General features: G+C 62.3%; 12 protein-coding genes. 6 read left to right on the top strand and 6 right to left on the bottom strand.

What is annotated here, in order from left to right:
* Positions 1-3 precede the first annotated feature (3 nt).
* Both hxlA and hxlB read right to left on the bottom strand, forming a co-directional pair.
* On the bottom strand, positions 4-627 hold the full coding sequence (gene hxlA, locus AC6CH8_RS08500) for a 3-hexulose-6-phosphate synthase (protein WP_017199258.1): 624 nt from the start codon (positions 625-627) through the stop codon (positions 4-6).
* 79 nt (positions 628-706) lie between these two features.
* A complete protein-coding gene (gene hxlB, locus AC6CH8_RS08495) occupies positions 707-1,297 on the bottom strand; it encodes a 6-phospho-3-hexuloisomerase (protein ID WP_498189933.1) in 591 nt (196 codons plus the stop codon).
* Between the two features lie 150 nt (positions 1,298-1,447).
* On the opposite strand from hxlB, the gene AC6CH8_RS08490 reads away from it, so the two are divergent.
* Entirely contained in the window at positions 1,448-2,722 is a 1,275-nt protein-coding gene (locus AC6CH8_RS08490; RefSeq protein WP_498189931.1) for a helix-turn-helix transcriptional regulator, read from the top strand.
* 5 nt (positions 2,723-2,727) lie between these two features.
* Here AC6CH8_RS08490 and AC6CH8_RS08485 read toward each other — a convergent pair whose 3' ends face one another.
* Positions 2,728-4,137, bottom strand: a complete 1,410-nt coding sequence (locus AC6CH8_RS08485) for a ferredoxin reductase (RefSeq protein WP_091464976.1) — start codon at positions 4,135-4,137, stop codon at positions 2,728-2,730.
* Entirely contained in the window at positions 4,134-5,435 is a 1,302-nt protein-coding gene (locus AC6CH8_RS08480) for an aromatic ring-hydroxylating oxygenase subunit alpha (RefSeq protein ID WP_091464975.1), read from the bottom strand. Before AC6CH8_RS08480 ends, AC6CH8_RS08485 begins: the two co-directional genes overlap by 4 nt.
* A 161-nt stretch (positions 5,436-5,596) precedes the next feature.
* Between AC6CH8_RS08480 and AC6CH8_RS08475 the strand changes: the two genes are divergently transcribed.
* Positions 5,597-6,529, top strand: a complete 933-nt coding sequence (locus AC6CH8_RS08475) for a LysR family transcriptional regulator (protein WP_091464974.1) — start codon at positions 5,597-5,599, stop codon at positions 6,527-6,529.
* 261 nt (positions 6,530-6,790) lie between these two features.
* Here AC6CH8_RS08475 and pdxS read toward each other — a convergent pair whose 3' ends face one another.
* Both pdxS and AC6CH8_RS08465 read right to left on the bottom strand, forming a co-directional pair.
* Positions 6,791-7,705 carry a pyridoxal 5'-phosphate synthase lyase subunit PdxS gene (pdxS, locus tag AC6CH8_RS08470; RefSeq protein ID WP_498189929.1) on the bottom strand — a complete coding sequence of 305 codons (915 nt, stop codon included), beginning with the start codon at positions 7,703-7,705 and terminating at the stop codon, positions 6,791-6,793.
* 153 nt (positions 7,706-7,858) lie between these two features.
* The gene (locus AC6CH8_RS08465; protein ID WP_498189927.1) at positions 7,859-8,539 is read right to left on the bottom strand and encodes a GntR family transcriptional regulator; all 681 of its coding nucleotides are present in this window, start codon (positions 8,537-8,539) and stop codon (positions 7,859-7,861) included.
* 119 nt (positions 8,540-8,658) lie between these two features.
* Here AC6CH8_RS08465 and purU point away from each other — a divergent pair, with 119 nt between their 5' ends.
* From purU to AC6CH8_RS08445, 4 genes are all read left to right on the top strand, one after another.
* Positions 8,659-9,573, top strand: coding sequence for a formyltetrahydrofolate deformylase (gene purU / locus AC6CH8_RS08460; RefSeq protein WP_091464930.1), 915 nt, complete (start codon positions 8,659-8,661; stop codon positions 9,571-9,573).
* A 57-nt stretch (positions 9,574-9,630) separates the two neighbouring features.
* Entirely contained in the window at positions 9,631-12,123 is a 2,493-nt protein-coding gene (locus tag AC6CH8_RS08455; protein WP_498189925.1) for a GcvT family protein, read from the top strand.
* 95 nt (positions 12,124-12,218) lie between these two features.
* A complete protein-coding gene (locus AC6CH8_RS08450; protein ID WP_091464926.1) occupies positions 12,219-12,845 on the top strand; it encodes a cyclodeaminase/cyclohydrolase family protein in 627 nt (208 codons plus the stop codon).
* The gene (locus AC6CH8_RS08445) at positions 12,842-13,726 is read left to right on the top strand and encodes a bifunctional 5,10-methylenetetrahydrofolate dehydrogenase/5,10-methenyltetrahydrofolate cyclohydrolase (RefSeq protein WP_498189923.1); all 885 of its coding nucleotides are present in this window, start codon (positions 12,842-12,844) and stop codon (positions 13,724-13,726) included. The genes AC6CH8_RS08450 and AC6CH8_RS08445 overlap by 4 nt, the downstream gene beginning before the upstream one ends.
* Positions 13,727-13,734: the final 8 nt, after the last annotated feature.

Genomic DNA, 13,734 nt, shown 5'->3' with positions numbered 1-13,734 from the left:
GAACTACTGAATTGCTGCCTTGAGTTCCTTCGCAGCCAGTTCCGGATCAGCGGCGCTGTAGATTGCGCTGCCCGCGACCGCTACGTCGGCACCGGCCAACTGCACAGCTCCGATGGTTGATGCGTTCACTCCACCGGCCACAGAGAACGGTACGCGGGCCTCTTCGCCGGCGTTCAGCAGCCCACGAAGGTCGTAACCCGGCTGGGCTTGCTCATCAAGTCCAGCGTGGAACTCGATGAACTTTGCACCCAAGGCGCGGGCTTCCTTGGCGCGGGAAACCTTGTCGGCCACACCAATCAGGTCCACCACAATGCCCTTGTTGTGGGACTGTGCCGCCTTGACTGCACCGGCAATGGTGGAGTCGTCCGCCGTTCCGAGGACGGACACCAGGTCGGCGCCTGCCTTGAAGGCGATGTCGGCTTCAAGCTCACCGGCATCCATGGTCTTCATGTCCGCGAACACGATCTTGGTGGGGTGGGCTTCCTTGATTGCCGTGACGGCCGAGAGACCCTCGGCCTTGATCAGCGGGGTGCCCAGCTCAATGATGTCCACGTGCTCGGCTACTTTGCCGGCGAGTTCCAGGGCGTCTTCGATGGTGAGGAGGTCGAGTGCAACTTGCAGTTTCATGGTGTTGTTTCCTTCTTTGGAATGGTTGGTGAATCGGGTGGGTATGAGGTGTTGCGCGGTCTCAGGGTGTTGACCGGGTCTACTCCAGGTTGGCGTGTCGCAACCAGAGCTGCTCAGCGGGCTCGTCAGTGGCTCCCCAGAGAGAATGGAAAACCGCCTCGGTTACCAGGAAGAGCGACTGTTCGAAGAGGCTGCCGGAGTACTGCTGCGAAACATCTGAGCCATGGTCCGTCTTCTGGGCGGCGGGGATAACCACCACCGTTTGGGCAAGGCCAGCCAAGGGGGACGATGAGTTGGTGGTGATTGCCGCAACCTGGGCTCCTGCCGAGAGCGCTGTATGAGCCGCTTTGACTACCCCGGATGTAGTACCCGAACCGGAAGCGACAATCAGCAGATCCCCTGCATTGATGGCCGGGGTTGTGGTGTCACCCGCAACATGGACGGTTTTTCCGAGGTGCATGAGGCGCATGGCTGCCATCCGTAAGACCAAGCCGCTCCGACCGGCTCCGGCGAGGAAGACGCGTTCAGCACCACTGATCTCGTCTGCCAGGCGGGACACCTGTGCGTAATCAATGCGGGAGGCCGTGTGTCCCATCTCGCCCAGGATCAGGGACACGTTACTGGCTACGTCGTCACTGGTGGTTGTTGCTGTTTCTGCGGTGACGTTCACTTTCACTCCTTTTGCAGGTGGGTGCCTATTCCCTCAAGGGGCCTACAACGATTGTTCCGGTTACTTCAGGTAGGGGTAACGCCAAAAATGGACAGTAATAACCACCCGTTTGGGTAGGCAGCTGGCTGGAACTCCTTTAGGCTTGGTGGCATGCCCCAGCCCAACGACTTCCACTGGCCCCTTCTCGATGCGGTTGCGTCCATTGCAAAAGCCCCGTTAATGGGCATTGCCGAAGAGCTTCGCGCGGCCACCCAGCCGTTCCTGACATCGAGTGCCTTGGTCATCTTCACTGAGGACTGCACGGGTCGCCCACAGAAGAAGGCCGGCGCCGAGGACATCGTCAGCAGGGTCTCCATCCCGGAATTGGAGCGCTTGCGTGCCTTAGTGGACGGGGAAGGACCGTGGCGGGGGGCCGCCATGATTGGCGGTCAGCAGCGGGACGTCCTCGCATTCCGCTATCCACCAAGCAACGCCCTGTTGGTTCTCACCGATCCGGTGCCAACTGCCGCAGATAAAGACAGCGGACCCCTACGGATGGTGACCTACCTTTGGGAGCTTGCAGCGGGGCGCATCCAAGAGAAGGTGAGCGACGCTCCGCCGTCGTATCTTCTGGAGTCCCGGGCCGCATCCGCGGAGCGCGTCCGCGTCACCGGCGAGCTGGTGGACCAGCACTCAACAACCCTGGAAACTGTGCTCGCGGCGTTACGTTCAAACTCCTTGGACGATCGTGCGGCCCGTACGTTCGTGACCGATCTGACCGCCAAAGCCCTGGTTGGCCTCCGGACCCTCAGTGACCGCACCAGCAACCTTGTGGAAGAGCCTGTCGCCAAGGCGTTCGAGAGGCTCCGGGAAGACCTCAGGCCACTCATGCACTTCAGCAACATCGACATCCAGTTCATCGAACCGCCTGCAAACGGAAGGGCACTGCCCGGCGAGGTGGCCCACGCCGCCAGGGCTGTGGTTCGAGGATTGGTCCTGGCTATCGCCGAACAGTCTGATGTTCATCGGGTCCGGACGCAATGGGATTGTGATGGAGAGAACCTGCTGATCAATGTCAGGGACGACGGCGGCGGGGAGCTTTCCCCTGAAGGTCCCACGCTTGAACGGTTGCTTCAACGTGTGCAGGCCGTGGACGGGACCATGAACGTGGACGTCATGCAGGGATGGGGCGCCGATATCTCCGTGGTCCTGCCGTTGGATCCGCCGTCGACTCCCGCGGGGGACGTAGCAGAATGGGGGCTGGCCGGCAGGGAACTTGAGGTCCTTCAGTTGCTGGCTGCCGGCCAGCGTAATCGCTCGATTGCCGCTGACCTTGGCATCAGCGAAAATACTGTGAAGTTTCACCTCCGGAACCTCTTCCGGAAGCTTGACGTCCGGTCCCGCACTGAGGCCATTGCGTTGGCCCACAGTGCGGGACTCAGGTAGACGTCCTAGGCGTCGATCACCATATCGGTCTGTGCGGTGGAGCAGCAGGGCAGGAACTTGCCCGCATCGATTTCACGGGCGCGGATGCCACCTTGATGGTTCATTTCCACTTCCCCCGAAAGCTTGACCACCTTGCAGGAGCCGCACATGCCCTCTTTGCAGTTCGCGCCGATCCTGACCCCGGCACGCTGGGCCGGACCAAGGATGTGCTCGGTGGGGTCGATGCGCACATTGATGCCCGTGCGCATGAAGGACAAGGTGAGGCTTCCCGTTCCCACTGTTTCAAAGCTCGATGCATCAGGCGCATCGGCCTTCGCTCCCGCATCCGAACCGTCGTCGGACGCTTCGGGCGCGTCCGGGTCGACAGTTTCCAGCGGCAACCCTGAAGCCTTCAGCGGCCCCTCCGCGTCGTAGCCGGGCTCGTAGAGCCCGAACGCCGTGGGCTGGCTTTCGTAGTAGTCCTCAGCGGAATCGGCGATTTCCTCGGCAATTTCCTCGGCAATGTCCACTGCGAGCGCGAGCTCTGCCTGGTACTCAAGGATCGTCTGCCGATCTCCCGTGAAGAATTCCATGTGGATGGAAGTATCGTCCACGCCCACGTTGCCCAGGAGCTCGGTTGCGGTGTTCAGGTAGCCCTCGGGTCCGCAGGCATATACTTGCCGGCCATTGGCGTCGGGGGCAACCTCCTCCAGCATTGCCGCCGTCAGCCTTCCACTGAGGCCTTCCCAGCCCTCGGGCTTGCTGCGGTCACCCAGGGAGTAGAAGACCTTGATGCGCGAGTCAACGGACGCGATGTAGGCCAGCTCCTTGTTGAAGGCAAAGCCTCCGGCCTCTGCCCCGTGGTAGAGCACCACCACATCGGCCTGTCCGGGCAGGGAGTGAATGGTCCGCACCATGGACATGATGGGAGTGATGCCTGCACCGGCGGCCAGCAGGAGGTACCGGGCTCGACGGTCGGCGTCGGGCAAGTGGAATGCCCCCACCGGTCCGAGCATGTCCAGGACGGTGCCGGGTTTGATGTTCTCGTGTACCCACGGTGAAACCAGGCCCGTGGCGTCGCGCTTGACTGTGATGTCGAAGGTCCACGGCTTGGTGGGAGCGCTGGACAGCGAGTAGCTGCGATCCACCGGATCCTCGTCCTCGCCGTTCACCGGGAAAGCAACATTAACGTACTGGCCTGCACGGAACGCCAAGGGTGCGCCATCGGTGCGACGGAACACGAAGGTCATCATGCCGCCCACTTCGGGAACAATCTCGACGCATTCGGCCATGAACTCCTGCGGATGCCAAGGACCCAACGCACGTGCTGCGCTGGCGGGTCCCTCGGTGCTGCCCATGACCCTGTTCCACGGCATTTCAAGACCGCGAATACGATGTGGCTCCTGGACTAACGTCTCAGTGAGGAGTTCCGTCATGCCAAGTGCTCCTGGACGCGCTGTACGTACCAGTTGATGAATGCCTCCACCTGGTATTCGCTCTTCATGTAGGGGCCGGGCTCGTAGGCGGGGCTGCCGGCACCCGTCTGGCACAGCTCCACAAAGGCCTTATCCTGCAGGTTGGTCTGCTTCCAGGTGTAGGTGAGCTTCTCCAGGTCGTAGTCGACGCCTTCCACGGCGTCGTCGGCTACCAGCCACGTGGTGCGAACCAGGGACTGGTGTTCGTTGATGGGGAAGACCCCGAACGTGATGACGTGGTCGCTCTGGAAGTGGAACCAGCTGTTGGGCTGGAGGTGCATCGAGCAGCGGCCAAGACGGAAGTCCCGCAAATCGCCGAGCAGCTTCTTGGAGAGCCTGCGCCCATCGGGCGAGAACGATTCGCCGTCGCCATCCAGCGATTCCCGTGAGATGCGGATTCCAGCAATGCGGGTGTCGAGCTCTTCCACCACCTCGTAGGGAAGGCCGTAGCGGCGGCAACGCTCCTCGAGCGATGCCTGTGCTTCCTTGTTGCGGTCCCACACCTCTTCAAGGTGGGCCGGAATCAGGCCCTCCGTCAGGCCCCAAGTGGGGAAGAGGGAACAAGCGAGCTCCGGGTGGCCGTCGCAGTGGTAGCACTCACGGTTGTTCTCCATGACGAGCTTCCAGTTGCCCTCTTCAACAATGTTCTGCTGGTAGGCGATTTTCGTCTTGGAGAGATCGTGGGGCGCGAGGTACGGCTCGAAGATCTTGGAGGTCTCGTCAAAGTCGGTGGGCGGTTCGTCCGCAATGCAGACAAAGATCAGTCCGGCAACCACGCGGCTGTGGGCGCGCTTGAGGCCGAAGCAGCCCTTGTCGAACTTCGTCTCCCCCGGCGCGGAGGCGTGAATCAGGTTGCCCTCCGGGGAGTAGGTCCAGGAGTGGTAGCCGCAGACCAGGTTGCCTGTTGACCCGGCGGGCTCGGTCAGGACACGGGCACCGCGATGGCGGCAGACGTTGTGCAGGACGTTCACGCCGCCGTCGTCATTGCGCAGCACGATCAGGGAGTAGGGACCATAGTCGACGGTGACGTAGTCGCCCGGCTCCGGCAGTTCGGCGATGCTGGCTGCAAAGATCCAGTGCTGGCCAAAAATGGCTTCCATGTCGATCTTGAAGATAGTGGCATCGGTGTAGAAAGGCGCATCGAGGGAATATCCCTTGCGCCGGAACTCGAACAGTTCGCTGATCTCCGCCAGCTGCTCTGCAGGCAAAGATGAAGCGAGTTTTCCGCGTGAGTTGAGGGGCAAGACTGGAGCAGACATGTATTTCCTCCCGGGAGGCGTGGGGTAAATGTGTGTTTCGTGGGACCACGGCTGCGTGGGGTGCGAGCGGCGTTGTCGAAATCCTTATAGTCATGAGATTAGGGATCATTGATCCGCAACAAAAGCGCAAGATTCAGAAGATAACCGTGCACAATAGGTGCATGATTGATGCGAGACTCATCACACTTCGAGTTTTTGCCCGTTGCGGCACCATCGGTGCCACCGCGGAGCTCACCGGCTACTCACCTTCCGCCGTCTCCGCGCAGCTGCGCGAGCTCCAGCGGATGCTCGGAATGCAGCTGCTGACCAAGGACGGCCGGGGTGTGCGGCTGACCGCCACGGGCCGCTTTTTGGTGGCTGGTTCGGACACGCTTATCGCCGAATGGGAGCGCCTGCGCGCAGCAGCCATGGAGGCCGGCGACCAGGTGCAGTCCCGTTTCGGCCTCGGCGGATTTTCGACGGCGGCGGCCCAGTTGCTGGCTCCGCTAGCCGCTACTTTGCGCACAACACGCCCCCTGCTGGAGGTACAGGTGCTCGAGGCGAATCCGGCCCGCTGCTTCGACTTGTTGGTCGCCGAGCGAATCGACCTTGCCGTCATAGTTGCCATGCAGTCCGACACGTATGTTGAGGACGATCCGCGCTTCGAACAGACGGTGCTGCTCGATGACCCCCTGGACGTGATCATTCCGGCTGACCATCCGTTGGCGTCACGGGAAACGGTCACACTGGAAGAACTCGCGTCCGAACCGTGGATCACCGAATCAGCCGGGTCCACCTATCACGCCCTCTTCACAGCGGCGTTCACGGCCGTCGGAGTAACACCGCGCATTGCCCATGAAGCCGTGGAATGGGAAACCCAAATCGCTTTCGTCGGCGCTGGACTGGGCGTGGGCCTCCTGCCGCGACTGGCGCCGCTGCATAATGCCGAGAACGTGGTCCGACTCCGCATTACCGGCAAAGGAAAGCCTGCGCGACGCATCGTGGCAGCGGTGCGCAGGGGCAGCATCGGATCACCCCTGATCCAGGAGTCGCTCGGCATCCTCCAGGAGAGCGCCCACCGGATCCTCACGGCCCGCCCCGAAGACGACCGCTGACACTCCAATCGGTGACGGCCACACTTTTTCAATCACGACACCCGCATCCGGGCATCGACGGTCCGCATGCGTGGCCCGTACGAATATCCGCGTCGTAGGCGGGTCACCGGACCTCCGAACCCAAACACCTCAAAACGGAACGGTGGGCGCTGGTCCGGCAGTGTGCGTAAAAGGGGCCCCGCCCCAGCCACCGCCCAAGTGGCGGCAGCGGGAGCGGGGAATAGCACACAGAGGATGAGCGCCCACCGGGCGCAATGGAACTTACCAGCCGCGTTCTGCGAGGCGGCGGGGCTGCGGGATGTCGTCCACGTTGATGCCGACCATGGCTTCACCGAGCCCACGGGAGACCTTGGCGATCACGTCAGGATCGTCATAGTAAGCGGTTGCGTTCACGACGGCGGCGGCACGCTCTGCCGGGTTGCCGGACTTGAAGATCCCCGAACCGACGAACACGCCGTCGGCGCCGAGCTGCATCATCATCGCAGCGTCAGCCGGAGTAGCGATGCCACCGGCGGTGAACAACACCACGGGGAGCTTGCCGGTGGCGGCAACTTCCTTGACCAGCTCGTACGGGGCCTGCAGTTCCTTGGCCGCAACGTACAGCTCGTCCTCGGGAAGGGCGGCGAGCTTGGCGATCTCGGAGCGGATCTTGCGCATGTGCCCGGTGGCGTTGGAAACATCGCCGGTGCCGGCCTCGCCCTTGGAACGGATCATTGCCGCGCCCTCGTTGATGCGGCGCAGGGCCTCACCAAGGTTGGTGGCACCACAAACGAACGGGACGGTGAAGTTCCACTTGTCGATGTGGTTGATGTAGTCCGCCGGGGTCAGGACCTCGGACTCGTCAATGTAGTCAACACCGAGGGACTGCAGGACCTGGGCTTCGACGAAGTGGCCGATCCGGGCCTTGGCCATCACCGGGATGGACACGGCGGCGATGATCGCGTCGATCATGTCCGGGTCGGACATGCGGGACACGCCGCCCTGGGCGCGGATATCGGCCGGGACACGCTCGAGCGCCATGACAGCGACGGCACCGGCGTCCTCGGCGATGCGGGCCTGATCGACGTTAACGACGTCCATGATGACGCCGCCCTTGAGCATCTCCGCCATGCCCCTCTTAACACGGCTGCCGCCAGTCAAGGGGATGTGTTCAAAAAGGTGGGGTCTTGTCGTCACGTGATACTCCAAAGGCTGAAGGCTGTGATTGCATCACAAGCGCCCGGATTCAGCGCAGAGTAAGAGAACGCGTGATATCCGGGTGATATATTAGTTGGAGTCTTCAGTATGCAAGGACCAAAGCCCGGAGTCAACAGTGGGATCGGCGCTAACCTAGGCTGCGAAAAGTGCCTGCCGCACAGCATGTTCGAAGCCACTGACATGGACTCGGGCCAACTCGGCAGCCTGATCCTCATTACCATCAATGACGGCCCTCAGCAGGTCCAGGTGCTCGCGCACATGGTGCTCCAGATCAGGCAACCGGTCCAAGACCATGCACCAGATGCGGGTAGCCAGATTGTCATACCGGATCAGAATGTCTTCAAGGTGCGGGTTCGCGGCCGCCGCATAGATGCCCTGGTGAACACTGGCGTCCAGTCGCAGGGTTTCAACCACGGATGCCGCACTGACGTCAAAGTCCTCCACTGCGCGCATAACTTCGCGGAGGTGTTCTTTGGTGGCTGCCGAAGCAACGCGTGCAGCCCTTGCAGCAGCCAGGGGTTCCAGCTGCGCGCGGATCTCCGATATAAAGGCAAGGTCAGTTACTTCCACGCGGGTGGCAAAGGTCCCCCGCCTCGGATATGTAATGACAAGCCGATCCAACTCCAGGCGCTTCAATGCTTCACGCACCGGCGTCCGGCCAATCTCCAGGTCCCTTGCGAGTTGGTCATCATTGAGGAGGTCGCCAGGTTTGATGTCCAGCATCAACAAGCGATCCCGGAGGCGTTCGTACGCGACGTCAGCCAAGGATTTCTTCGTGGCCTCGCCGGTGACTGCCAGAGTTCCAAAAGCCACTGCGCCATCCCTTTCTTCACAACCAAAAAATCTATTGACCTGCCCTGAACACCAGTATACGCTGAATCCAATCCTAATATATCAGTACAGGACCCAGGAATATATCTTAAGGAGGAGACATGACCCTCGTGGCGACAGACTCACCGGTAAGCACCCTACCGAAGCCCGAAATGCTCAAAGAAGAGCAAGCACAGAAGTTCGTACTCACATTGTCGTGCGTCGAACGCGCCGGAATTGTCCAGGCAGTCACAACCTTCCTTTTCGAGCGCGGTTTCAACATCGAAGAGCACCAGCAGTTCGACGACGGACTCCGCCAGACACTGCACCTGCGGACCGCTTTCTCCGGCCCGCTGTCCTACTCCCCGGAGCGGCTCGAAGAGGAATTCAGAGCGATTGCTGACCGCTTCGAGATGAAGTTCAGCTTCCACGACCAAACCAAGAAGCGGGTCCTGGTAATGGTGTCCAAGTTCGGGCACTGCCTCAATGACCTCATCTTCCGCTGGCGGGGCGGCAGCCTCGGCGGTGACATCGTTGTGGTTGCCTCCAACCATGAAACCCACCGCGCCATGGCTGAAGCCGCTGGCCTGCCCTTTGTCTACATTCCTGTCACCCCGGATACCAAGGCGGACGCTGAGCAGCGGCTCCTGGACCTGGTGGAAGAGTACAACGTAGACCTCGTAGTGCTGGCGCGGTACATGCAAGTACTTTCGGACGACCTGTGCCGTGCCCTCGAAGGACGCGCCATCAACATCCACCACTCCTTCCTGCCGGGATTCAAGGGGGCCCGCCCCTACCACCAGGCCTATGACCGCGGCGTGAAGCTGGTGGGTGCCACTGCCCACTACGTCACCGCTGACTTGGACGAGGGGCCGATCATCGAGCAGGAAGTCATCCGCGTCGATCACAGCTACGGTCCCACCACACTCTCAACCGTGGGCCAGGACGCCGAAGCCTTGGCATTGTCCCGCGCTGTCAGGTGGCACTGCGAACACCGCGTGCTGCTGGACCAGACCAGCACCGTGGTTTTCCGCTAAACCAAGCACCAGAACACCAGCAGACTCACCCCTATTAACTTCAGCAGGAGAACCCCCATGGCATCCACGCCTCGCATTGTCATCATCGGAGCTGGGATTGTTGGCACCAACCTCGCCGACGAACTGGTCACCCGCGGTTGGAACAACATCACCGTCCTGGACCAAGGACCCCTGAACATGCCCGGTGGCTCAACGTCCCACGCACCGGGCCTGGTTTTCCAGACCAACCCCTCAAAGTCCATGGCACTCTTCGCCAAGTACACAGTGGAGAAGCTGCTGTCCCTCACGGAGGACGGCCAAAGCTGCTTCAACCAGGTGGGCGGCCTTGAAGTCGCCACTACCGAGACCCGTCTGGCCGACCTGAAGCGCAAGCTCGGCTACGCACAGTCATGGGGCATCGACGGCAAGATCCTCTCCCGCGAGGAATGCAAGGAGCTCTACCCCCTGATCAATGAGGAAGACATTCTGGGCGGCCTCCACATCCCCACGGATGGCCTGGCTCTTGCTGCCCGCGCCGTGCAGTTGCTCATCAAACGCACTGAAGCCGCCGGCGTGAAGTACATCGGCAACACCGAAGTAACCGGCATCGAGCAGTCAAACAGCCGCGTGACCGGCGTCGAGACCCCCGACGGCGTGATCCCGGCGGACATCGTGGTTTCCTGTGCCGGCTTCTGGGGCGCCAAGGTGGGCGAGTTGATCGGGATGTCCGTTCCGCTCCTCCCGCTGGCCCACCAGTACGTAAAAACGACGCCGGTCCCCGCCCAGAAGGGCAAGAACGAACTTCCCAACGGCGCCCAGCTGCCGATCCTGCGCCACCAGGACCAGGATCTGTACTACCGCGAGCACGGTGACCGTTACGGCATTGGCTCCTACGCCCACCGCCCCATGCCCGTGGATCTCGATGAACTCGGAAGCTACGAGCCCAGCAGCATCACCGAACACAACATGCCCTCGCGCCTGGACTTCACGCTGGAAGACTTCCTTCCCGCGTGGGAAGCAACCAAGCAGATCCTGCCGGCACTGCGTGAAAGCGAAATCGAGGATGGCTTCAACGGCATCTTCTCCTTCACCCCGGATGGTGGCTCCCTGGTGGGCGAGTCCAAGGAAGTTGACGGCTTCTTCGTTGCCGAGGCCGTGTGGGTCACTCACTCCGCCGGCATCGCCCGTGCCGTGGCTGAGCTCCTGATCGAAGGAAAGTCGCAGATTGACCTCGGTGACTGCGACATCCACCGCTTCGAAGAGGTCCAGCTGACCCCCGAATACGTCAGCGAAACCTCCCAGCAGAACTTCGTGGAGATCTACGATGTGATGCACCCGCTCCAGCCAAAGCTTTCTCCCCGCAACCTCCGAGTCAGCCCCTTCCACGCCCGCCACAAGCAGTTGGGCGGCTACTTCCTGGAAGGTGCCGGATGGGAGCGCCCTTACTGGTTCGAAGCCAACGCCGAGCTCCTCAAGGAAATGCCGGACGACTGGCAGCCGCCGGCCCGCGACGCCTGGTCCGGTATGTTCAGCTCCCCCATCGCCGCGGCTGAGGCTTGGAAGACCCGCACAGCAGTTGCCATGTACGACATGACGCCGCTGAAGCGCCTCGAAGTGTCCGGCCCTGGAGCCTTGAAGTTGCTGCAGGAACTGACCACCGGCGACCTTGCCAAGAAGCCCGGTGCCGTGACCTACACGCTGCTTCTGGATGAAGCCGGTGGCGTACGAAGCGACATCACCGTGGCCCGCCTAAGTGAAGACACTTTTCAGCTTGGCGCCAACGGCAACATGGACACCGCCTACTTCGAGCGCGCGGCCCGGCACCAGACCGAAAATGGAGGCGCCGGAGACTGGGTCCAGGTCCGCGACACCACGGGCGGCACCTGCTGCATCGGCTTGTGGGGTCCCCTCGCCCGTGACCTCATCAGCACGGTGAGCAGCGACGACTTCACAAACGACGGCCTGAAGTACTTCCGTGCCAAGAAGGTCACCATCGGAGGAGTCACTGTCACCGCGATGCGGCTCTCCTACGTGGGCGAACTCGGCTGGGAGCTCTACACCAGCGCCGACAACGGGCAGCGCCTCTGGGACGCCTTGTGGAAGGCCGGCCAGCCGTTCGGCGTCATCGCCGCGGGCCGTGCCGCGTTCAGCTCGCTGCGACTCGAAAAGGGCTACCGTTCCTGGGGCTCGGACATGACCACTGAGCACGACCCCTATGAGGCCGGCCTTGGCTTCGCCGTGAAGATGACCAAGGAGAACTTCGTCGGCAAAGCCGCCTTGGAAGGGCGCAGTGAGGAAAGCTCGGCCCGCCGCCTGCGCTGCTTGACCGTCGACGACGGCAGGAGCCTGGTGCTGGGCAAGGAACCGGTGTTCTACAAGGACCAGGCGGTGGGTTACGTCACCAGCGCAGCCTACGGTTACTCCGTCCGCAAGCCGATTGCCTACGCCTACTTGCCCTCTGCAGTGTCCCTCGGAGACTCCGTGGAAATTGAGTACTTCGGACGCCGCATCCAAGCCACCGTGACCGAAGATCCGCTGTACGACCCCACCATGAGCCGGCTCCGGGGCTAACAGCCCACGCAGCCACCAACGCATGCGGCCCGGACCCTTCCCCTCGCACCGACCGGGTCCGGGCCGCTGCTTTCCCCCTTCAGCCAGGAAGACCCATGATCAGTTCAGAAACCATCCATGATTACCTCTCCAGGCTCGCTTCACGTCAGCCCACTCCCGGTGGAGGCGCAGCCGCTGCCTTGCATGCCGCCCAAGGTGCTGCCTTGGTAGCCATGGTGGCCAGGTACACCACCGGCGCCAAGTATGAGGAGCACGCAGCACTGGTAACCCGGATCACCAGCGCCGCCGACCACCTGATCGTCGAGGCCCTGCGTCTCGCGGACGCCGACGAGCACGCCTTCCAGTCAGTCATCGACTCCTACAAGCTCCCCTCGGAATCCGACGAACTCAAGGCAATAAAGACCGCCGCCATCCAGGAGGCCCTGGTTCAGGCCGCCCATACCCCCGCGCAGCTCATCAAAGTTGCCGGCGAAGTGGTGGATCTTGCCACGGAACTCTTTGAGGTGGCGAATCCCAACGTCATCAGCGACATCGCCGCTGCTGCCGATGCAGCCCGAGCAGCTGCCACCACGGCCCGGGTCAACATCGACATCAATGTAGTCGCCATCAAGCACGGCGAAGCCCGTTCCCGCCTGGCGGAACAGACGAACGGCATTGAGGACAAAGTGGTTCTCGCCGCCGATGCCCTGGTGCAGCGCGTACGCGAAAGGATCCTCTCATGACCACCAAACTGCTTTCCGGCAAGCCGCTCGCTGCCCTTATCCAGCAGCGCGCCCATGAGGAGACTGCCCTCCTCGATGACGAGGGCATTCGCCCGGTCCTGGCTGTTGTTGTTGCAACGGACGACGAAGCGACGCACTGGTACGTCCGGTCCATCGAGCGTGCAGCCGGACGTGCCGGTATTGGTTGCAGGATCGTCGATCTTGGTCACGATGCCACCGAGCAAGTGCTGGCCAGCGTCCTGGCCGACCTCAGCGCCGAGCCATCCGTCCACGGCATCATCCTCCAGACTCCCCTGCCTGCGGCTGTCCGCGCTGACCGGCTGGTGGGCATCATCGCTCCGGAAAAGGATATCGACGGCGCCAATCCGCTCAGCCTCGGCCGCTTGGCCGTGGGGCAGCCCGCCTTCGCACCCGCTACTGCCCAGGCCGTGGTGGAGTTGCTGGACCACTTCCAGATTCCGGTTGCCGGGCGTAACGTGGCCGTCGTCGGGCGTTCCGCCGTGGTGGGCAAGCCACTGTCCCTGCTCCTCCTCGAAAGGGACGCAACCGTCACCATCTGCCATTCCAAATCAGGGCCGCTGGAACGCTATACCCAGCCGGCCGACGTCGCGGTTGTTGCCGCCGGGCGGACCGGGCTGCTGAAGGGCAGCCACCTTTCCCCGGAGACTGTGGTGATCGACGTCGGCACGAACGTCCTGCCCGATGGTTCCCTGGTGGGTGATGTCGACGAAGCCAGCGTCACCGGCGTCGCGGCGGGCCTGAGTCCGGTTCCGGGCGGCGTCGGGTCAGTGACCACCGCGCTTTTGCTGCTGCACACGGTTGAAGCCGCCCGGCAACAGTCCCGCACCACGCTGCTCACTGCTTCCACTTCCCGGATCTGAAGGGTTCC

This window comes from Paenarthrobacter sp. GQ52, assembly GCF_059759005.1.
Note: the sequence above shows the minus strand (reverse complement) of the source record. Positions and strands in the feature narration are given on the sequence as shown.